The 21,109-nt window shown below is 70.5% G+C and carries 20 protein-coding genes and 1 tRNA gene; 7 read left to right on the plus strand and 14 right to left on the minus strand.

The features are described from left to right. The 13 genes from F1D61_RS28350 to rpsA all read right to left on the minus strand — a co-directional run bounded on the left by F1D61_RS28350 (position 1) and on the right by rpsA (position 11,422). The gene (locus tag F1D61_RS28350; RefSeq protein WP_203155356.1) at positions 1–432 is read right to left on the minus strand and encodes a GNAT family N-acetyltransferase; all 432 of its coding nucleotides are present in this window, start codon (positions 430–432) and stop codon (positions 1–3) included. Between the two features lie 78 nt (positions 433–510). Continuing rightward, entirely contained in the window at positions 511–1,929 is a 1,419-nt protein-coding gene (locus tag F1D61_RS28355; RefSeq protein ID WP_203155357.1) for a DEAD/DEAH box helicase, read from the minus strand. Continuing rightward, complete coding sequence (locus tag F1D61_RS28360; protein ID WP_203155358.1) at positions 1,907–3,118, minus strand: hypothetical protein; 1,212 nt, start codon at positions 3,116–3,118, stop codon at positions 1,907–1,909. Before F1D61_RS28360 ends, F1D61_RS28355 begins: the two co-directional genes overlap by 23 nt. Positions 3,119–3,246: 128 nt before the next feature. Next, entirely contained in the window at positions 3,247–3,450 is a 204-nt protein-coding gene (locus F1D61_RS28365) for a hypothetical protein (protein WP_203155359.1), read from the minus strand. Between the two features lie 110 nt (positions 3,451–3,560). Beyond that, positions 3,561–3,782: a hypothetical protein gene (locus tag F1D61_RS28370; RefSeq protein ID WP_203155360.1), complete on the minus strand. Its 222-nt coding sequence runs from the start codon at positions 3,780–3,782 to the stop codon at positions 3,561–3,563. 501 nt (positions 3,783–4,283) lie between these two features. Continuing rightward, a tRNA-Met gene (locus tag F1D61_RS28375) sits at positions 4,284–4,360 on the minus strand. A 124-nt stretch (positions 4,361–4,484) separates the two neighbouring features. Next, positions 4,485–5,705: a tryptophan synthase subunit beta gene (gene trpB, locus F1D61_RS28380; RefSeq protein ID WP_203155361.1), complete on the minus strand. Its 1,221-nt coding sequence runs from the start codon at positions 5,703–5,705 to the stop codon at positions 4,485–4,487. Between the two features lie 51 nt (positions 5,706–5,756). Next, positions 5,757–6,521: a phosphoribosylanthranilate isomerase gene (locus tag F1D61_RS28385; protein WP_203155362.1), complete on the minus strand. Its 765-nt coding sequence runs from the start codon at positions 6,519–6,521 to the stop codon at positions 5,757–5,759. A gap of 48 nt (positions 6,522–6,569) precedes the next feature. Continuing rightward, the gene (locus F1D61_RS28390) at positions 6,570–7,508 is read right to left on the minus strand and encodes an ornithine cyclodeaminase family protein (RefSeq protein ID WP_203155363.1); all 939 of its coding nucleotides are present in this window, start codon (positions 7,506–7,508) and stop codon (positions 6,570–6,572) included. Position 7,509: 1 nt separating this feature from the next. Further along, positions 7,510–7,869, minus strand: coding sequence for a lipopolysaccharide assembly protein LapA domain-containing protein (locus F1D61_RS28395; RefSeq protein ID WP_203155364.1), 360 nt, complete (start codon positions 7,867–7,869; stop codon positions 7,510–7,512). 229 nt (positions 7,870–8,098) lie between these two features. Beyond that, on the minus strand, positions 8,099–8,425 hold the full coding sequence (gene ihfB, locus F1D61_RS28400; RefSeq protein WP_048443025.1) for an integration host factor subunit beta: 327 nt from the start codon (positions 8,423–8,425) through the stop codon (positions 8,099–8,101). Positions 8,426–8,483: 58 nt separating this feature from the next. Then, a complete protein-coding gene (sppA, locus tag F1D61_RS28405) occupies positions 8,484–9,440 on the minus strand; it encodes a signal peptide peptidase SppA (protein ID WP_203155365.1) in 957 nt (318 codons plus the stop codon). A 269-nt stretch (positions 9,441–9,709) separates the two neighbouring features. Beyond that, entirely contained in the window at positions 9,710–11,422 is a 1,713-nt protein-coding gene (gene rpsA, locus F1D61_RS28410; protein ID WP_203155366.1) for a 30S ribosomal protein S1, read from the minus strand. Between the two features lie 607 nt (positions 11,423–12,029). Between rpsA and F1D61_RS28415 the strand changes: the two genes are divergently transcribed. From F1D61_RS28415 to F1D61_RS28445, 7 genes are all read left to right on the plus strand, one after another. Next, positions 12,030–12,509, plus strand: a complete 480-nt coding sequence (locus tag F1D61_RS28415; protein ID WP_203155367.1) for a (2Fe-2S)-binding protein — start codon at positions 12,030–12,032, stop codon at positions 12,507–12,509. Continuing rightward, on the plus strand, positions 12,506–14,851 hold the full coding sequence (locus F1D61_RS28420) for a molybdopterin cofactor-binding domain-containing protein (protein ID WP_432443182.1): 2,346 nt from the start codon (positions 12,506–12,508) through the stop codon (positions 14,849–14,851). Before F1D61_RS28415 ends, F1D61_RS28420 begins: the two co-directional genes overlap by 4 nt. 203 nt (positions 14,852–15,054) lie before the next feature. Then, complete coding sequence (locus F1D61_RS28425; protein WP_203155368.1) at positions 15,055–15,459, plus strand: hypothetical protein; 405 nt, start codon at positions 15,055–15,057, stop codon at positions 15,457–15,459. Positions 15,460–15,613: 154 nt separating this feature from the next. After that, on the plus strand, positions 15,614–16,696 hold the full coding sequence (locus tag F1D61_RS28430; RefSeq protein WP_203155369.1) for an alkene reductase: 1,083 nt from the start codon (positions 15,614–15,616) through the stop codon (positions 16,694–16,696). A gap of 163 nt (positions 16,697–16,859) precedes the next feature. Next, a complete protein-coding gene (locus F1D61_RS28435) occupies positions 16,860–17,111 on the plus strand; it encodes a DUF4170 domain-containing protein (protein ID WP_203155370.1) in 252 nt (83 codons plus the stop codon). A 251-nt stretch (positions 17,112–17,362) separates the two neighbouring features. Further along, positions 17,363–18,307, plus strand: a complete 945-nt coding sequence (locus F1D61_RS28440; RefSeq protein ID WP_093568282.1) for a ribose-phosphate pyrophosphokinase — start codon at positions 17,363–17,365, stop codon at positions 18,305–18,307. Positions 18,308–18,629: 322 nt separating this feature from the next. Further along, on the plus strand, positions 18,630–19,349 hold the full coding sequence (locus tag F1D61_RS28445) for a DUF1013 domain-containing protein (RefSeq protein ID WP_203155371.1): 720 nt from the start codon (positions 18,630–18,632) through the stop codon (positions 19,347–19,349). Positions 19,350–19,606: 257 nt separating this feature from the next. On the opposite strand, the gene cysG is transcribed toward F1D61_RS28445, so the two are convergent. After that, positions 19,607–21,085, minus strand: a complete 1,479-nt coding sequence (gene cysG, locus F1D61_RS28450) for a siroheme synthase CysG (protein ID WP_203155372.1) — start codon at positions 21,083–21,085, stop codon at positions 19,607–19,609. Positions 21,086–21,109 lie beyond the last annotated feature (24 nt).

Consider the following 21,109-nt stretch of genomic DNA (forward strand, 5'->3'; position numbering starts at 1 on the left):
TCAGGCGGCCTTCTTCTCGGCCTTGCGCTCCAGGACGACGTAGCTGCCACGCTTGGCGACCTGCCGCATGCCCTTGTCGGCGTAGAGGCCGGCCGAGGTGGGGGGGCAGACCACGCGGATCACGCGAGCGCCATCGACCATCGAGAGGCGTCGGGCAACGAGTTCCTCGGCCAGTCCCTTCGAGCGGTGCGCCGGCGCGACGTAGAGCGAGCAGAGCTCGGTGACGCCGTTACGGTGCGGGATGATGCCGGCGAACCCGACGACTTGCCCGGCAGCGTCCTTGGCCAGGAGCCAGGTCTTGGTCGGCAGGTCCTTGAGGTAGGGGAGCTCGCGGCGGACGGCCCCGTCCATGAAAAACGGGCCGAGATCGGCGTAGAAGTCGCGGTCGCGCTGCTCGGGCGCGACAACGCTGATGGTCACGGATTTCGACATCTCTGTCTCCAGCCGGGCGGCCCATGCCTGCCCCTGCATGTCTCGAAATATGGGACATGCAGGGAGTGCCGTCAAGCGCTAGAGTGCCATGACGAGTTCCCTGACGCGGTTTCTCATGCCCTTGCGCTTGCATGTGTCGAGCTCGCGCCGGAACGCATCCAGGGTCTCGCCCTTGCTCCGGACGGCGGCGAGGATCCGCCGGTCGATGCTGTCTTCCACGGCGATGTCCACGTACGTGCAGGGGCGCCCTTGCCCGATGCGGTGGATGCGATCCTCGGCTTGGGCGCGCTCCGAGTATTTGAAGCTCGTCGAGTAGAAGACGGCGTGGCTCGCCTCGACGAGGGTCAGGCCGTGGCCGCCCGACTGCTGCGTCGAGACGAGGAACCTGGCCTCCCGGCGCCAGGCATCGACCTCTCGGTTGCGCTCCCGCTCGTCGAGGCCACCGTGGAACTCCCGGCACGAATCGGGGCCGTACGAATCCCTGAGCGCGCGCGTGATGTCGGCGAGGCCCTGCCGGTACTTCGTCCAGACGACGATCTTCTCGCCCTCGGGGATCCGCTCGATGACGTCGGACAGGCCGGCGATGCGGTGGTGCCGGATCGGGCGCCCCCCGTGGAAGCCGCAGGCGATCGCCTGGAGGCGCGAGAACAGCCGGAAGATCGCGATGTGCGGGCTATCGTACGTGCCCTCGTCCGCCAGGACCTCCTCCTTGGCGACCCGCGTAGCATCTACCTGCTCCAGGGCCATGGGGACCCACCGCTCCTCGTAGAGCTTCTCCGGGAGGGTGAGGCACTCGTTTTTGCGGATCTGGTAGACGTATGGCGCGATGCGGGCCGCCAACACGCCAGTGTTATGCGAGCGGATGATCCGGCCCGTCGGCTTCCCCGTCTTCCGGTCTGTATCGTATTCAAGGTGGTTGTTGGCGAACGACCAGAACGAGTTGTAGCCGAGGATATTGGGGCTCAGGAACGACATCTGTGCGTAGAGGTCGACGACGCCCTGCGTGAACGGGGTCCCCGTCAGTACCGCCCGGTAGCGCGCCCGGCGCGACATATCCGTCACGCGCCGGGTCCGGGCCGAGTGCGGGCCCTTGATGTACGTGCTCTCGTCCACCGCCACGAACGTCCGCTCGTCAAGGAGGGCGTCGAAGGCGGCGATGACGCGCACGCTCGACGACAAGCTCTCGATGCCGACGACGTACCAGGGACGGTCGAGCGGCATGGTCCCCGCATCGGTCCGATCGTCGAAAACGAACACGTCACCGGGACCGCAGGTGGTGTGCTTCAGGATCTCCTGCCGCACGGTCTCCTTGATCGATACCGGGCAGAACCAGACCACCCGATCGATCTTGGCCCGCCGCCGCGCGGCGAGCTCAATGAGGCACCGGCTCTTGCCGGTCCCCATCTCGGCGAAGAGCCCCCCCACGCGGGAGGGCAGGAGCTTCGCGACGGCGTCCGCCTGATGCGGCAGAAGCTCAGTCGTGGTCGACCAGGTCATCGTGCAGCGTCACGTCGGAGGGCACGTGCATGGCGTTGGGGCGGCTTCCCCGCGGTTGCGCCTCGGCCTTCGGGCGGGCCGTGGCCTCCACGACGACGCCTCGCTCGCGCCGCTCCAGGACCTCGGCGGCCATGGCCTCGGCGCCGGGCGTGAGGCGGAAGGCATGCGCCTCGGCGAAATCCAGAACTTCGTCGCGCGACGTCGCTGGGACGAGGCACATCTTGCCCCGGTAGGCGGCGCCCCGCAGTCCCCGGAACACGCCGTAGAGATCCTCGTCGCGTCCCCACGTCAGCCGGAACTTGCCCTTGTTCGCGCCTTCCGTGATGACGCTTATCCAGCGCCGGTGCTCCGGATCGTAGGACCGGGCCACGGCCTTGGCACGCGCCTCCGGGTCGTGGAGGGCGACGACGAGGCCCGCGGCCAAGAGCTCATGCGCGGTCTCCGCGAGGCGGTCGACGGGGGCGCCCATCGTCAGCGGATCGAACGGGCGCGTCCACGCCATGGCCGCGGCGTCCCACCGGTACCCCATCGCCTTGACCGTGCCATTGAACGCATCCGACCGCTCATCGTATCGCGCGGCGAACACACCGTCCCGGAACGAGAGCTCCGCGATCGTTTCGGAGACGGGCTCGGCCGGGCGGAGCGTCGCCTCCTCCATGGCCTCCTGCTCCGCAGCCGCCTCGGCCTTGCCCTCCGGCGACAGGGCCCGCTCCTCCTCTGCGAGCCGGTCGACGACGGCAGCCAGCTGCACGTGCATCGCGTCCATACGCCCATCGATCCAGAACCGGGCGTCCGTCTCGGCCTTCATCGCGGCGAAGGCCGCGTCGACCGCGGGCTGGCCGGCCTTGCGGATGAGGAGCGCCATCTCCACCGCGTCGGCATTGTAGCCGAAGCCGCCGCCGTCGAGGTTGCGGATCGAGGGGGCCTCCTTGAGCAGGTGCTCGATCCGGGAGATCGTCGCGTTCCGGATCCCGTTCGCCCACGCGACCTGCTTGTCGCTGCCCTCCAGGGCAGGCAGCCCGGCCGCAACCGCAGCAGCGGCGGCCTCGCGGTTGTCGCAGTCGCGGCAGGTCCAGCCACGCTCGACCAATTTCTTGGCCCGATAGTCGGCGTCTCTGCGGTTGTTGCCCTGAACATCCATCGTGCCCGTGCAACCATCTGTCGCGCAGTGGATCGTCGTTCTTGCCATTGCTAGGTCTCTCGTTCCTGCCACAGGCGGCCCATGCCAGCCTGAGTGGGGCGGCCCCCATCGAGGCGCCTCAGAGAGGCACCTGGATGGAGGCCGGGGCGCGTAGGCCCCGACCGTGAGGTCGCAATTCAGGTACGAACGAAACCGGCGACGTGGCGATGGAGTGCCATCGGGGCAGGCCGGCCGCGCACAATCTCGCGCGAGTACCAAGACCAATCTTCCAGCGCGTCGTCGTCGAGGTAGACGCCGCGGGCTAGGCAGTTGCAGATCCAGGACAGGCGCTGCGGGCTGATACCGGCGTCTTGGAGCCGTTTGCGGTTCTCCACGCGCATGGCCTCTTCCTGGCGCCTGAGCTCCTCGACATACTTGGAGTGCTCAGCTTGTTGCGCTCGCACTGTCGCGATGTGCTCTTTGTACTGCGCCTGCGTCCGCGACAGCGCGTTCAGGCATCGCCCGAGCGAGTACGTCCCTTCGAGATCGCCCTCGGCGCAGTCCGTTGCCTTGATCTTGAATGTCGGCCCCCGCTGCGGCCGCGCCCCGCGTACTCGACGAGGCTGACGCGCGGGTCCAATTTCATCGCCGCCAGCGCGCGCTCAACTTCCTCGTCGGTGATCGTCTCAGCGCGCTTGTTCGCCAGCCACGGCACGTCTTTGTAGATGCCCATCGGTCTCTCCGTCGCAGAGGCGACCCACGCCAGCCCCTGTGTCTCCCAAAGTGGGACACGCTCATGCCTCCGTCAAGCGCGAAATCAAACATGGTAAACGCCGAGACGTGCTGGGGCGTGGCGGTACCGGGAGGGCGACGATGGAATGGCGGGCGGCGGATGAATACGACAGGCAGGAGCGCGAGCGGCTCGGGGCCCTCCCCTTCCGGTAGCGCTACGCCTGGAGGAGGCTCGCCGCCGTCGGGGCGGCCGCCTTGTGCGCAGCCGACTGGCTGTGGTGGCGGCGCGGCTGAGCAAGACCGGGCTTGGAGCTGTCAACGCCGGGTGAGACCGTGGGCCCTGGGACGCGTCGCGGTGCGTGGATCCAGGGCCCCGCAGCCCGGGATGAATTTCGGGCATCGCAGCCCGAGAACAGCCCGAGAAGCAAGAAAGCCCCGAACCGAAGGTCCAGGGCTCCTGCGTGTAAGTGGCTGACCTTGCGAAGGAAAAGCCAGAATTTGATGGTAGCGGAGGAGGGATTTGAACCCCCGACACAAGGATTATGATTCCTCTGCTCTGACCAACTGAGCTACTCCGCCCCGCTGCGGCCGGTGCGTGCCCGCCGCTGCGATGGCCGCGGTATAGGGGGAGGCCGGCGGGCCTGTCAAGGAACTGTCGCGGGCCTTTTTGCGCCGCGCCAGTCCGGACGCGGCGCGGCTGGGCTCAGAGGGCGTCGCCCAGGATCTCGGCGACCTGGGGGATGTCCTTGTCGCCGCGGCCCGAGAGGTTGACGACCATCAGGTGGTCGCGGGGCAGGCTGGGAGCGAGCTCCTTGACCTTGGCGAGCGCGTGGGCCGGCTCGAGGGCCGGGATGATGCCCTCCATCAGCGAGCAGAGGCGGAAGGCCTCCAGGGTCTCCGTATCGGTCGCCGACAGGTAGGTGACGCGGCCCATCTCGTGCAGCCAGGCATGCTCGGGGCCGATGCCCGGGTAGTCGAGGCCGGCGGAGATCGAGTGGGCGTCGGCGATCTGGCCGTCGCCGTCCATCAGCAGGTAGGTGCGGTTGCCGTGCAGCACGCCCGGCTTGCCGCCGGTGAGGGAAGCCGCGTGCAGGCCGCTCGACACGCCGTGGCCGGCCGCCTCGACGCCGTAGATCGCCACCTCGCGGTCGTCGAGGAACGGGTGGAACAGCCCCATGGCGTTCGAGCCGCCGCCGATGCAGGCGACGAGCGAATCCGGCAGGCGGCCCTCCTGCTCCAGCATCTGCGCCTTGGTCTCGATGCCGATGATCGACTGGAAGTCGCGCACCATCGCCGGGTAGGGATGCGGCCCCGCCACCGTGCCGATGCAGTAGAAGGTGTCGGCGACGTTGGTGACCCAGTCGCGCAGGGCCTCGTTCATCGCGTCCTTGAGGGTGCGGGTGCCGGATTCGACCGGCACCACCTCGGCGCCGAGCATCTTCATCCGGAAGACGTTCGGCTTCTGCCGCTCGACGTCGACGGCGCCCATGTAGACGACGCATTTGAGACCGAAGCGGGCGCAGAGCGTCGCGGTGGCGACGCCGTGCTGGCCCGCCCCCGTCTCGGCGATGATCCGCGGCTTGCCCATGCGCCGGGCGAGCAGGATCTGGCCCAGCACGTTGTTCACCTTGTGCGAGCCGGTGTGGTTCAGCTCCTCACGCTTGAAGTAGATCTTCGCGCCGCCGAGATGCTCGGACAGCCGCTCGGCGTGGTAGAGCGGGCTCGGCCGGCCGACGTAATGGGTGAGGTAGGCGGTCATCTCGGCCTGGAAGGCCGGATCGGCCTTGGCCGCCGCATAGGCCTCCTCCAGGGCGAGGATGTTCGGCATCAGGGTCTCGGCCACGAAGCGGCCGCCGAAGATGCCGAAGCGGCCGCGCTCGTCGGGGCCGGTGCGGAACGAGTTCGGATTCTGGGGAGCGGTCACGGCGGGAGCTCTGCCTCTGGAAGGGTTCGCGAAAACAGGTGTCGGCGGGACTTACGCCCTTCGCGCCGCAGGGGCAATTTCCGGCGCGGTCGCACCCCCGGAAGCACTCGCGGCGGCCTTGGCTGGTCCTGCGGCGGCCTTGACTGGGCCTGCGGCGGCTTTGGCTGCCGCCACGAAGGCGGCGATGCGGTCCGGGTCCTTGCGGCCGGGGCTCGACTCGACGCCCGACGAGACGTCGACTGCCTGGGCGGCGGTCACCGCCAGGGCCTCGGCGACGGTCTCGGGGGTGAGGCCGCCGGAGAGCATGAACGGGTGGTCGCGGCCGGCCCCGGCGAGGAGCGACCAGTCGAAGGCGTGGCCGTTGCCGCCGGGCAGGATCGCGCCGGGGGCGGGCTTGGCGTCGAAGAGCAGCCGGTCGGCGATCGCCGCGTAGGGGGCGGCGCGGGCGAGGTCGTCGGCGGTGGCGATGCCGAGCGCCTTCATCACCGGGCGGCCGGTCCGCGCCTTGACCTGGGCGACCCGCTCGGGGCTCTCGGCGCCGTGGAGCTGCAGCCAGTCCGGATCGAGGGCCGCGATCACCGCCTCGATCAGGGCGTCGTCGGGATCGACCAGCAGGGCGACGCGCGCGATCCTCCCCCGCGCCTGCCGCGACAGGGCGGCGCCGAGGGCGAGGTCGACGTGGCGCGGGCTTTTCGGGAAATGGACGAGGCCGATCATGTCGGCGCCGGCGGCGAGCGACGCCTCCAGGGTCTCAGGGGTGCTGAGGCCGCAGATCTTGACGAGGACAGGAGCGGCGAAAGGAGATGCGGTCGACATCCGCCCCCTATACGCCGATCCGCCATCGCCCGCACGTGAAACGGGTGCTCAAGGCCGCCGCGTCAGGCTCTCCCACACGCAGGCGGCGGCGGCAAGGTCCTCGATGGCGGCGCCGACCGACTTGAACACCGTGATCGCCTCGGGACTCTGCCGCCCGGGCGCCTCGCCGCGGCACAGGGCGGCGAGATCGCCCGTCACGGCGTCCGGCGCGAGCGCGCCGGAGAGGATCGCCGCCGCGACGTCGCCGCCCTTCTTGAGGGCGTCCTGCGTGTCGATGTAGACCGGCCCGCGCAGGAGGGCCGCGTCGTCGGCCTCGCGCATCGCCGGCGTGAAGGCGCCGACGAGGTCGAGATGGGTGCCGGGCCGCAGCCAGGCGCCGCGCACCAGCGGCTCGGTCGAGAGGGTGGCGCAGGAGACCAGATCCGCCTCCCCCACCGCCGCCGCGAGGTCGGTAACCGGATAGGCGTTGAGGCCTTCCGCGGCCAGGGTCGCGGCCAGGCGGGCGGCGCCCTCCGGCCGGCGGTTCCAGATCGCCACGTCGCGGATCGGCCGGATGGCGGCATGCGCCCGCACGAGGGCGGGGGCGAGGGCGCCGGCCCCCACCATCACCATCCGGGCGGCGTCCGCGCGGGCGAGGTGGCGGGCGGCGAGCGCCGAGGCGGCGGCGGTGCGCCACAGCGTCAGGCGGGCACCGTCAAGGAGCGCCAGGGGCCGGCCGTCGCGGCCGTCGCAGAGCAGGACCCCGCCCTGGATCGTATCGAGGCCCCGGGCCGGATTGCCCGGAAACAGGGTCAGGATCTTGACCCCGACATAGTCGGCCGTCCAGGCCGGCATCAGCAGCAGCGAGGCCCCGTCGGGCGCGGTCTCGATCGCGTGGTGATGGCGGGTCGGCGCCGTCGCGCCGGCCCGGAAGGCCGTCGCGAGCGCGTCGATCAGGCCGAGCGGCGTCAGCGCCGCGTCGATCTCGGCCTCGCCGATCAGCCGCATCTCAGGCGCGGGGAGCCGGCAGGGCGGTGCGGCCCAGAGTGGCGCCGGCATGGGTGCTGGCCGGGGCGGTCTGGCGCAGGCGCTCGGCCTCGTGGCGCAGGCGGGCGAGCTCGCGGCCCTTGGCGCGGCGGTCGCGGCGGGTATCGCCCTGGCCGAGCCAGGAACCGACGCCGCCGACCACGATGCCGAGGGCGACCGCGGCGAAGATCAGCGCGTAGAGCGGCATCGGCAGGCTGAAGGCCGGCGTGCCGTCCGTGAACGGATCGAAGGACAGCATCACCGGCTGGCGGTTGGCCACCGCCAGAAGCACGACCACGATCGCGATGGGCAGCAGGATCAGGCCCTTGAGGAAGCGGATCATCGGGAAACCCGGTCTTTCAGTCGGTGATGCGGGAGGGAGAGGCGGGACCGCCGGACGGAGCCCCGGAGAGGAAGTGTAACGCGCGGCGGCCCGGAGGCCAGAGCCGACCTGAGATCAAGGGGCCAGGGCCGACCTGACATCGAGGGGCCAGGGCCGACCTGACATCGAGAGGCCAGGGCCGACCCGACATCGAGGGGCCAGGGCCGGCCTCGCGGAGAGCCGGCTCGGGTCAGCTCACGGCGGCCTCGGCCCGGCTCGGCTCGTCGGCGCCGATCCCGGCGGCGTTCAGGCGCAGGCGCATCTCCTTGCCGGTCTTGAACACCGGGATCGCCTTCTCGGCCACCGCCACGGCGGCGCCGGTGCGCGGGTTGCGGCCGCGCCGCGCCTCCCGGCGCTTGACCGAGAAGGCGCCGAAGCCGCGCAGCTCGACCCGGTCGCCCCGGGCGAGCGCATCGGCGATCGTGTCCAGGATGGCGTTGACGATGTTCTCGACGTCGCGCTGATACAGGTGCGGGTTCTGCTCGGCGATCTTGAGCACCAGCTCGGACTTGATCATGGGCGGTATGGTCTCGAGAGAGGCGGGGCCGGCCGGACGATTGCGCGGGAGGAGATGTTTACGGGCGCCAGACCGCGAGCAGGCCGCCCTGGGTCAGGCTGGCCGTCTCGTCGCCGGCCTGCCGCAGCCGGGCGGCGAGGTCGTCGTAGCCCATGAGGCCCGCGCCGGCCGCGGCGGCCGAGAACAGGCCGAAGCGGCTGTCGGAGCGCGGCTTCCAGTCCCGCACCGGCAGGTTCTTCGCCACGCCCTTCTCGCGCTCGAGCCAGGCGATGGCCTGGCGCTCGCTGCCGGTCTCGTCGATCAGGCCCAGCGGCACGCTCTGGCGGCCGCTGAACACCCGCCCGTCCGCCACGGTCTTGATCTGGTCGGGGTTCATCTTGCGGCGGTCGGCCACCAGGTCCTTGAACCAGCCGTAGGTGTCGCCGACGATCGCCTGGAGCGCCGCGCGGGCCTCCGGCGGGGTCGGGTGGAAGCCGCTCGGCTCGGCCTTGAGCGGCGAGGACTTCACCTCGTCGACCTTGACCCCGACCTTGTCGAGGAGGCCCGACACCTCCGGGTACTGGAACAGCACGCCGATCGAGCCGACGAGCGAGGTCTCGCGGGCGACGATGTGATCGGCGGCGATCGCCGTGATGTAGGCGCCCGACGCCGCGGTGCCGTCGACGAAGGCGACGATCGGCTTCTTCTCGGCGAGCGCGCGCAGGTTGCGGAACAGTTCTTCCGAGCCGGTGGTGGTGCCGCCCGGCGAGTTGATCGAGACGACCACGCCCGAGACCGCGCTCGACTCGCCGACGCGCTTCATCAGCTCGCGGGTCTTCTCGCTGCCGGCGATGAAGCCGTCGATGCTGATGCGGGCGATCTGCGGCGTGACGGCGGAGAAGCCCCCGCCCCCGGCCGCCCGCCAGCCGACGGCGCCGGCGGCGACGATCAGCGCCCCGACCCCGATCGCCCGCCACAGCGACAGCTTCCGGCGCAAGGACCGCCGGTCGAGGAGAAGTTCGGCATCGATGGCCATGCGGCGCCCGTATCCTGGTCTGACCCTGGAAGGCCGCCTTCCCCGCAGGAGGTTCCCTGCAAGTCATTGGCGTGCCTCGCTCCCGGGCTGTTCTACCCCCGGCCGTCGCGCAGCGGCAAGACCGGTTTTGCGGGCATTCCCCTCCCCCATCGCGGTAAGGCGGACGCGCGAACGCCCGCACGGGGGGTGTCCCCGCGCGGGCGTTGCCGTCTCGTCGGGGATGTCCGGGCCTCGCGGCCCGGACGGTCCCGTCCTTGCTTCTTGTCGTCTTACTTCTTGTCGCCCTGGCGAGCCTTGAGGGCCGCGCCGAGGATGTCGCCGAGCGAGGCGCCCGAATCGGCGGAGCCGAACTGGGCGATCGCCTCCTTCTCCTCGGCCATCTCGAGGGCCTTGATCGAGAGCTGGACGCGGCGGGCCTTGCGGTCGAACTGCGTCACGCGCGCATCGACCTTCTCGCCGGCGGCGAAGCGCTCGGGGCGCTGGTCGTTGCGCTCGCGGGCGAGGTCGGCCCGGCGGATGAAGGCCTGGAGGTCGGAATCGACGATCTTGACCTCGATGCCGGAGTCCTTGACCTCGAGCACCTCGCAGGTGACGACCTGGTTCTTGCGGATGCCGTCACCGGCATCGGCGAAGGGGTCGCCGGCGAGCTGCTTGATGCCGAGCGAGATGCGCTCCTTCTCGACGTCGACGTCGAGAACCTGGGCGCGCACCACGTCGCCCTTCTTGAACTCGTCGATGACCTGCTCGCCCGGACGGTTCCAGTCGAGGTCCGAGAGGTGGACCATGCCGTCGACGTCGCCCTCGAGGCCGATGAACAGACCGAACTCGGTCTTGTTCTTGACCTCGCCCTCGACCTCGGTGCCCGGCGGGTGCTTCTCGGAGAAGGCCTCCCAGGGGTTCTGCAAGGTCTGCTTGAGACCGAGCGAGATGCGGCGCTTGACCGGATCGACTTCCAGGATCTGGACCTCGACCTCCTGGGAGGTGGAGACGATCTTGCCCGGATGGACGTTCTTCTTGGTCCAGCTCATCTCCGAGACGTGGATCAGGCCCTCGATCCCCGGCTCCAGCTCCACGAAGGCGCCGTAATCGGTGATGTTGGTCACGCGGCCCTTGAGCTTGGCGTCGACCGGGTAGCGGGCGGCGATGCCCTCCCACGGATCGGCGAGCAGCTGCTTGATGCCGAGCGAGATGCGGTGCGTCTCGTGGTTGATCTTGATGATCTTGACCTTGACGGTCTGACCGATGTTGACCACCTCGGACGGGTGGTTGACGCGGCGCCACGCCATGTCGGTGACGTGCAGCAGGCCGTCGATGCCGCCGAGGTCGACGAACGCGCCGTACTCGGTGATGTTCTTGACCACGCCGTCGATGACCTGGCCCTCTTCGAGGTTGGCCACCAGCTCGGAGCGCTGCTCGGCCCGGCTCTCCTCGAGCACGGTGCGGCGCGACACCACGATGTTGCCGCGGCGGCGATCCATCTTGAGGATCTGGAACGGCTGCGGCGTGCCCATCAGCGGGGTGACGTCGCGGACCGGACGGATGTCGACCTGCGAGCGCGGCAGGAACGCCACGGCGCCGTCGAGGTCGACGGTGTAGCCGCCCTTGACCTGGTTGAAGATCGTGCCGGAGACGCGCTCGTTGTTCTCGAACGCCTTCTCGAGCTTGACCCAGCTCTCCTCGCGGCGGGCCTTGTCGCGCGAGATGACGGCTTCACCGAGGGCGTTCTCGATGCGGTCGACATAGACCTCGACCTCGTCGCCGACGGCGATCGGCTGGTCACGGCCGGGGCCCGTGAACTCCTTGAGGGCGACGCGGCCCTCGGTCTTGGCCCCGATGTCGATGACGGCGACGTCCTTCTCGATCGCCACCACGCGGCCCTTGACCACGGAGCCTTCCGTGATCTCGTGCTCGCGGAATGACTCTTCCAGAAGGGCGGCGAAATCTTCGCGGCTCGACGAGGCGGCTTGCAAACCTGCGGACATCAATGCTCCTTTTCGTCCCGCCCTATCCGGGGGGACGGCGCCGGCGGCTCGTATCAACGGGCCGCTTCCGCCCGCCGGAGTCCCGAGGATGTCCTCGAAACCGCCGCTCCCTCGAATGTGAAGGGCGCGGGCCGGCGCATGATCGACGGGCAGAAACGTGTGCTCCGAAGGTCCCGGCCGGGGCGCGGTGCGGACGGGCGCGAGGCCCGGCACGCGGCATCCCGGCATGGGACGACCGGAGTTGCGGCCGATACACGAAAACCGAACTCCCGGCAAGGCGTTGCGGCGGCTCGGCGCGGCAACCTGACGGTGAACTGGCGGCTTGCCGACACGAGCGGGTCCGGGTTACCCATCCCTAGCCTTAAATCATTCTCATGTTCGGGCGTGGTGCGGGGCTTTCGATGCTTCGGCTCGCGGGACGCGTCCCGGGGCGGCGCGTCCAAGATGCATGAACGCACGCCGCATGCACGGCGTGAGGGAGGAGTGCGGCGCCGTCCGGTCCGGGGGCCGGGGCGCCGAGACCGCAATCGACGAGAGGGAGGCGGCGCCGCGACCGGAAGCGTGTCCGCGGGGCGCCGGAGAAGCCTCCCGAAGCCGGAGGGCGACGATGATCAAGCTCAACGTGAACGGTGAGGAGCGCCGCTTCGACGGCGATCCCGAGATGCCGCTGCTCTGGTACCTGCGGGACGAGCTCGGCCTGACGGGCACCAAGTTCGGCTGCGGCGTCGCGGCCTGCGGCGCCTGCACCATCCATGTCGGCGGCACCGCGGTGCGGGCCTGCCAGACCGCGGTCTCGGCCGCCGACGGCCAGCCGGTCGTGACGATCGAGGGCCTGTCGCCGGACGGCAACCATCCGGTCCAGGCCGCCTGGCGCGAGCTGAACGTGGCGCAGTGCGGCTATTGCCAGACCGGGCAGATCATGCAGGCGGCGGCCCTCCTCAAGGAGACGCCGAAGCCCACCGATGCCGACATCGACAACCAGATGAGCGGCAATCTCTGCCGCTGCGGCACCTATCCGCGCATCCGCGCCGCCATCAAGCAGGCGGCGGGGCTGACCCCGAAGGCCGGCCAGGGAGATCGCCTGTGATTCACGACCTCTCCTCCCTCCTCGCGGCCGCCCCGGCCGACGAGCCGGATTCCGCGATCCAGAAGGCCTCGCCGGGCCAGCTCAGCCGCCGCGGTCTCCTCGCCGGGGCCGGCGCCCTGGTGCTCGCCCTGTCGCTGAAGCCCCAGGGCGCGCTCGCCGCCGACCCGCCGAAATTCGGCGCCGACGGCATGCCGCATGGCTGGCGCGACGACCCGACCCTGTTCGTGGCGATCGCGCCGGACGGCACCGTGACGGTGACCTGCATCCGCGCCGAGATGGGCCAGGGCGTGCGCACCTCGGTGGCCTTCGTCATCGCCGACGAGCTCGACGCCGACTGGGGCAAGGTCAAGGTCGTCCAGGCGCATGGCGACGAGGAGCGCTTCGGCAACCAGGACACCGACGGCTCGCGCAGCTTGCGGCACTTCTTCATGCCGCTGCGCCGCGCCGGGGCCGCCGCCCGCACCATGCTGGTCGAGGCCGCCGCCAAGCAGTGGAACGTGCCGGCCTCCGAGGTGACGGCGGAGAACCACGCCCTCGTCCACGCCAAGTCCGGGCGCCGGATGGCTTTTGGCGATGTGGCGCAGGCCGCCGCCACCGTGCCGGTGCCGGACCGCTCGAAGGTGACGCTCAAGGACCCGTCGGCCTTCCGCTACATCGGCAAGGGCCGCGTCGGCCTCATCGACAATGTCGGCATCACCACCGGCAAGGCGCAGTACGGCCTCGATACCCGCGTCGAGGGGATGCTCTACGCCGTGGTCGCCCGTCCGCCGGTCTTCGGCGGCAAGGTCAAGAGCTTCGACGAGGCGGCGGCGCTCAAGGTGCCGGGCGTCGTCAAGGTCGTGACCATCGATCCCCCGGCCCCGCCCTACGAGTTCATGCCGACCGGCGGCGTCGCGGTCGTTGCCCGCAACACCTGGGCGGCGATCAAGGGCCGCGAGGCGTTGAACGCCAGCTTCGAGGACGGGCCGAACGCGAGTTACGATTCCGACGCCTACCGGGCCACCCTGGAGCAGGCTGTGCGCAAGCCCGGCAAGGTGGTGCGCCAGGAGGGCGACGTCGACGCGGCGATGAAGAAGGCGGTCAAGCGCCTCGAGGCCGAGTACTACATCCCCCACCTCGTCCAGGCCCCGATGGAGCCGCCGGCCGCGACCGTCCGGATCGCCAAGGACGGCACGATCGAGGCGTGGGGCTGCGTGCAGTCGCCCCAGGCCGCCCGCGACCGCATCGCCAAGCGCCTCGACATCGACCCGAAGAAGGTCACGGTGAACGTGACGCTGCTCGGCGGCGGCTTCGGCCGCAAGTCGAAGCCCGACTACTTCGTCGAGGCGGCTTTGTGCTCGAAGGCGATGGACGGCGCCCCGGTCAAGATGACCTGGACCCGCGAGGACGACCTGCATCACGGCTACTACCACACCGTCTCGGTGGAGCGGCTGGAGGCCGGCCTCGACGACAAGGGCATGCCGGTCGCCTGGCTGCACCGCAGCGCGGCCCCGACCATCGGCTCGACCTTCGTGGCCGGCGCCAAGGAGCAGATCCCGATCGAGCTCGGGATGGGCCTCGTCAACGTGCCGTTCAACATCCCCAACATGCGGATGGAGAATCCGCCGGCCGACGCGCATGTCCGCATCGGCTGGTTCCGCTCGGTGTCGAACATCCCGCGGGCCTTCGCGGTGCAGTCCTTCATCAACGAGCTGGCGCACCTCGCCGGCCGCGACCCGAAGGACTACCTCCTCGACGTGATCGGCCCGGCGCGGATCATCGATCCGGTCAAGATCGGCGATGCCTGGAACTACGGCGAGGATCCCTCGCGCTATCCCTTCGATACCGGGCGCCTGCGCAACGTGATCGAGGCGGTGGCGAAGGGCGCCGGCTGGGGCCGCAAGGTCGAGAAGGGCCGCGGGCTCGGCATCGCGGCGCATTACAGCTTCGTGACCTACACCGCCGCCGTCGCCGAGGTCGAGGTGTCGCCGAAGGGCGAGGTCACCGTCCAGCGGGTCGACATCGCCATCGACAGCGGCCAGCAGGTCAACCCGGAGCGGGTGCGCTCGCAGCTCGAGGGCGCGGTGGTGATGGGCATGGGCCTCGCGCTCACCGCCCAGATCACCTTCAAGAACGGCCGCGCCGTCCAGGACAACTACGACACCTACGAGCTGACCCGGATCAACGAGGCGCCCAAGATCATCAACGTGCACCTCGTGCAGGGCGGGTCCTGGGACAAGCCGCTCGGCGGCGTCGGCGAGCCCGGCGTGCCGCCGGTGGCGCCGGCGATCGCCAACGCGATCTTCGCGGCGACCGGCCGGCGCATCCGCCAGCTGCCGATGCGCGACAAGCTGAGCGCGTGATCCGGGACCCCGCGGGGCATCGCGTGCCGCGGACCCCAACGATGAAGGGGCCGCCTCCCGGGGCGGCCCCTTTTTTCTGATCCGTCTCTCGCCCCCGCCGGAACCCCCGCCCCCGGGCCGGTGTTCGCGGACCGGAGCCCTTCGCGCCAAGGTTCGGGAACGGGCAAGAGTCAACGCAAGAGTCAACGACAGGGAGAGACGCCATGAAGCTCATCCTCGCCGCCGGCCTCATCGCAGGTCTCGCCGGCCCGGCCCTCGCGGGTGCCTGCGGCACCGAGATCTCCTCCCTGGAGCCGCGCCTCGACGCGAAGAGCCGCGAGACCATCGCGGCGTCGAGCGGCGGCAAGGAGGTGGCGTCGCGCCGCGAGGCGCAGGCCGAGGCGGCGACCGAGAAGGGCACCAGCCCCTCCGCCCTTCCCAAGGGCCCCGCCCCGGGCTCGGCCGAGACGCAGGCTACCGCCGACGTCGCCAAGGCCAGCGGCGGCGGCACCGGCGTGATGGAGGCCCGCGCCAGCCTCAACCGCGCCCGCGAACTCGACAAGAAGGGCGACGAGGCCGGCTGCATGAAGGCCCTGTCCGACGCCAAGGAGCAGATGGACAAATCGTGAGCCCCGGCGGGTTTTAATCCGTTCCGCGAGGTGAGGCAGCGCACATGACGGCCCGGACGGGCGGTGCCGGGGCTGGTCTGCTGCGCTGCAGCGCCCACATCTCACCGGCATCGCCCGGCCCTTGAAGCCGGGCTCGATCCGGAGTGTCTCTGCAGTGCCTTCCCTGTTCGATCCGATCCAGCTCGGCGCCATCCAGGCTCCGAACCGCATCCTGATGGCCCCGCTGACCCGCGGCCGCGCCTCGCGGACCCATGTCCCGACCCCGATCATGGCCGAGTATTACCGCCAGCGCGCCGGGGCCGGCCTGATCATCAGCGAGGCCACCGGCATCTCGCAGGAGGGCACCGGCTGGCCCTTCGCCCCGGGCCTGTGGAGCCCTGAGCAGGTCGAGGCCTGGAAGCCGGTCGTGGCGGCGGTCCACGAGGCCGGCGGGCGCATCGTCGCGCAGCTCTGGCACATGGGCCGGGTGGTCCACCCGGACTTCCTCGGCGGGCAGGCTCCCGTCTCGGCCTCGGCCACCACGGCGCCCGACCAGGCCCACACCTACGAGGGCAAGAAGCCCTATGCCGAGGCGCGGCCCTTGCGCGAGGACGAGATCCCGCGGCTGCTCGCCGACTACGCCAAGGCCGCCCGCAACGCGGTCGAGGCCGGCTTCGACGGGGTGCAGATCCACGCCGCGAACGGCTACCTGATCGACCAGTTCCTGCGCTCGGGCACCAACCTGCGCCAGGACCGCTACGGCGGCTCGGTCGAGAACCGCATCCGCCTGCTTGCCGAGGTCGCCCGCACCGTCGCCGACACGATCGGCGCCGACCGCACCGGCGTGCGCCTGTCGCCGAACGAGCCGATCCAGGGCGTCGACGACCCCGATCCCGAGACCCTGTTCCCGGCCGCCGCCGCCGCCCTGTCGGAGATCGGCGTCGCCTTCCTCGAGCTGCGCGAGCCCGGCCCGAACGGCACCTTTGGCAAGGCCGCCCGCCCGGCCGTGGCGCCGGCCATCAAGGCCGCCTTCCGCGGTCCCTTGGTGCTGAATTCCGACTATGACGGCCCGAAGGCGCAAGCCGCCCTCGACGAGGGCCGCGCCGACGCGATCGCCTTCGGCCGCACCTTCATCGCCAATCCGGACCTGCCGGAGCGGATCGCCAAGGGCGCGGCCCTCAACAAGGACAACTACAAGACCTGGTACAGCCAGGGCCCCGAGGGCTACATCGATTATCCGACTCTCGACGCCGCCTGAGGCGTCGGGCCGCCGGCCGGACCGGGTCGCGGGTGCGACGCACCATGATCCGGCTTGACGAGCGGCCCGGCGTTTGCGACGCCGCTCGGCGCCTGCCCGGCGGGCAGGCGCCGTTCCGCCGTCACGCGGGGCGGCATCATGGCGGCACGCGGAGACGACGCGCATGAGCAACCCGGGCAACACCTCGCCGGCCACCTCCCAGGAGCCGAAGCAACTCCTCCACCTGGTGTTCGGGGGCGAGCTGACCGACCTCGACAGCGTCACCTTCCGCGACCTCTCGAAGCTCGACGTGGTCGGCATCTTCCCCGATTATGCCAGCGCCGCGATGGCCTGGAAGGCGAAGGCGCAGCAGACCGTCGACAGCGCCCAGACCCGCTACTTCATCGTGCATCTCCACAAGCTCCTGCAGCCCTGAGGCGAGCGGCGGCACTCTTTCGGACGAGTGTTTGCACAGGAACGCAGGGGTGCCGCGCGATCGCGCGTGCATGAAAGCATTGTGACGGTATCCCGGCGCTGGTAAGAGCGTCGCCCGTCACACGAGAGCATCGTCGCGCGAGGGGCCCGCAACTGCGCGAAGCTCGATGCGATCTCCCCTCCCCCCGGCGCGCGCGGCCTTCGACCGCGCGGCAGCGCCGGGGCTCTTCGCGCGGGCACGATGGAAGCACGATGAAATCCTCGATCAAGATCGTCGCCGGCAATGCGAGCCGCCCGCTGGCCGAGGCGATCGCGGCCTATCTCGAGAAGCCGCTGGCGGTCTGCTCGGTGCGCCGCTTCGCCGACATGGAGATCTTCGTCGAGCTCCAGGAGAACGTGCGCGGCGAGGACGTCTACATCGTCCAGTCGACCTCGTTCCCGGCCAACGATCACCTGATGGAACTGCTCATCATGATCGACGCCGCGCGGCGCTCCTCGGCGCGGCGGATCACCGCCGTGCTGCCCTATTTCGGCTATGCCCGCCAGGACCGGCGCACCTCGGGCCGTACCCCGATCTCGGCCAAGCTCGTCGCCAACCTCATCACCGAGGCCGGCGCCGACCGGGTGATGACCCTCGACCTGCATGCCGGCCAGATCCAGGGCTTCTTCGACATCCCGACCGACAACCTGTTCGCCGCGCCCGTGATGGTGCGCGACATCAAGGAGCGGATGGACCCCGCCGACATGATGGTGGTGTCACCCGACGTCGGCGGCGTGGTCCGCGCCCGGGCGCTCGCCAAGCGCATCGACGCGCCGCTCGCCATCGTCGACAAGCGCCGCGACCGGCCCGGCGAGTCCGAGGTGATGAATATCATCGGCGAGGTCGAGGGCCGCTCCTGCATCCTCGTCGATGACATCGTCGATTCGGGCGGCACGCTGGTCAACGCCGCCGAGGCCCTGCTCGCCAAGGGCGCCAAGGACGTCTCGGCCTACATCACCCACGGCGTGCTCTCGGGGGGCGCGGTGTCGCGCATCGCCTCCTCGAAGCTCAAGGAGCTGGTGATCACCGATTCGATCCAGCCGACCGCCGCGGTCAAGCTCGCCCGCAACATCCGGGTCGTCACCATCGCGCCGCTGCTCGGCGAGGCGATCGGGCGCACCGCCGAAGAGTCGAGCGTCTCGAGCCTGTTCGTCTGAGACACGGAGGCCCGTCGCCCGGTCGGCGGCGGGCCATTCCTTCGACCGAGGCGACGACAGCCGGCCCTGCGATCTCGTCTTGGTCGGGAAAGCTGTTCGCCTGCGAAAGCGGTTTGCGCCGGGCCTGAGACGCGCCTATATATCGGGCGATTCCCTCACAGCGTGAGACAGGCCGTCCTGATCATCCCGGGACGCCGGCGGGGCCCACCAGGCTCCGCCCCGGGCGCCCTGTCGCCGGCGAGGGGCCCGTGTTTGTATTGTGGCCGCCTCCCGGACGGGCGGCCGTCGCGCTCCCGAGGGGAGCGCCCCGAGGAGGTGTGGAATGTCCCAGGGACCGTTGATGCCGAAGGCGACGGCCGTCTGGCTCGTCGAGAACACGTCGCTGTCCTTCGATCAGATCGCCGATTTCTGCAAGCTCCACCCCCTCGAGGTGAAGGGCATCGCCGACGGCGAGGTGGCGGCCGGCATCAAGGGCCTCGACCCGGTCTCGACCGGCCAGCTCACCCGCGAGGAGATCGAGCGGGCGCAAGTCAACCCGAACCACCGCATGAAGGTCGCGGTCTCGAAGGTGAAGCTGCCCGAGGTGAAGCGCACCAAGGGCCCGCGCTACACCCCGCTGTCGCGCCGCCAGGACCGGCCGAACGCCATCCTGTGGCTGCTGCGCAACCACCCGGAGCTGAAGGACGCGCAGGTGATGCGCCTCGTCGGCACTACCAAGTCGACGATCCAGCAGATCCGCGAGCGCACCCACTGGAATTCCGGCTCGCTGCAGCCGATGGACCCGGTGACCCTCGGCCTGTGCTCGCAGATCGACCTCGATTTCGAGGTCCAGCGCTCCGCCAAGGACCGCCCGGTGATGGAGCCCGGCGAGGGCGGCGCCACCCTGATGCCGCCGGAGCTCTCGGTCCTGCCCGAGCCCGAGGATCACGACGCCGATCGCCGCCCCGGCCGCGGCGACGAGCGCCTCGACGCGGATTCGGTCTTCGCCCGCCTCAAGCCGATGCGGAAGGGCGGCGAGGACGAGGACGACGACGAGTATTGAGATCGCAAGGGGAGCGGCCGTTCCGCGAGACGGGACGGCTGGTGCCCTCGGAAGGATCGGGGCGGTGTCCGATTGCAGAGGCGATCGGGCGCCGCCCTTTTTTGTCTTGTGCTATATCGCGCTCAGAGACTTGCAGGCTCAGCGCCATTTATCTGGCTCTATAGTCTCAACACCCTCCGCGTCATTCCGGGCTCCGCTTACGCGGCCCCGGAATGACGCGGAGGGTTCGAAATCTGTAGAGATCGGCGAATCGTCTGTCAGAGGCTCGCCCGCTCGGCTTCCCGCAAGACCGCCGCCGGGATGGCGGAGACGTGCTCGCCTTGCGCCCCCCGTCCGAGCGCATCGCCCACCATCACGATCGCCGGCCCCTCCAGCCCCGCCGCCTCGACCCGGTCGGCGAGATCGCGGGCCTGCCCCTGCACCACCGCCTGGTCGGGCCGGGTGGCGTTGAACACCACCAGGGCCGGGGTCGCGGGCGGCAGGCCCTCGGACACCGCCTGCGCCAGCAGGGTGCGCAGGGTGCGCTTGGGCATGTAGATCACCGTCGTGACGGTGGGATCGGCCAGCGCGGCCCAGTTCAGGTCGTCGGGCAGGGCGCCGCGGCGGTCGTGGCCGGTGACGTATTGCAGGCGGCGCGCCGCGTCGCGGTGGGTGAGCGAGATGCCAAGCGACGCCGCCGCGCCTTGCGCCGCCGTGACGCCGGGCACCACGGTCACCGGGATGCCGGCCTCGCGGCAGGCATCGATCTCCTCGCCGGCCCGGCCGAAGACCAGGGGGTCGCCGGATTTGAGCCGCACCACGCGCTTGCCGCTTCCCGCCAGCGACACCATCAGGGCATTGATGTCGTCCTGGCGGCAGGACGGACCGTGGCCGGTCTTGCCGACCAGCATCGTGCGGGCCTCGCGCCGGGCGTAATCCAGGATCTCCGGCGCGACGAGGTCGTCGTACAGGATCACGTCGGCGCTGCGCAGGGCCCGCAGGGCCTTGAGGGTGAGCAGTTCGGCATCACCCGGGCCGGCTCCGACCAGGACCACGCTGCCGCCTTTCTGGGCGGCGTCGCTCTCGGCGAGCAGCGCGTCGAGGTCGGCCCGGACCGGCGCCCGCTCCGGGTTGGCGAAGGCGAGATCGGTGAAGCGCTCCCAGAACGCCCGGCGCTCGCCGAAGACGTGGTAGCGGGCGCTCACCTCCGCGCGCCAGTCGCGGGCGGCGGCCACCCAGGTCTTGAAGCCGGCCGGCAGCATCGCCTCGATCCGGGCCCGCACGGTCTGGCCGAAGACCGGAACCGCGCCCTCGGTCGAGATGCCGACGACCAGCGGCGAGCGGTTGACGATGGCGCCGAACGACACGTCGCAGAGATGCGGCCGGTCGATGGCGTTGACGATGGCGCCCGCCGCGCGGGCGGCGCCTACGAAGCATTCGCACTCGCCCTCGTCCTCGAAGGCCGCGATGGCGAAGGCGGCCCCCTCCAGGTCGGCCGGCGACCAGTCGCGTTCATGCAGCACGACCTTGCCGGCCACCGCCTCGGCGGGGGCGCCGCGCATCTCCTCGGTCGGTTCGGGGGCGAACACGTCGACATGGGCGCCGGCGGCGGCCAGCAGCTTCACCTTCCAGGCCGCGCCGCCATTGGCCCCGGCGAGCACCGCGCGCTTGCCGGTGAGCGTCACGAAGACCGGCAGCACGGCCAGGGGCTCGAGGCCCGGGGAGCGGGTCTCGCGGGGGGCACGGGGCGTACGCATGGGACGATGAGTGTCTGATACGAG

It is taken from the genome of Methylobacterium aquaticum (genome assembly GCF_016804325.1).
GTDB lineage: Bacteria > Pseudomonadota > Alphaproteobacteria > Rhizobiales > Beijerinckiaceae > Methylobacterium > Methylobacterium aquaticum_C.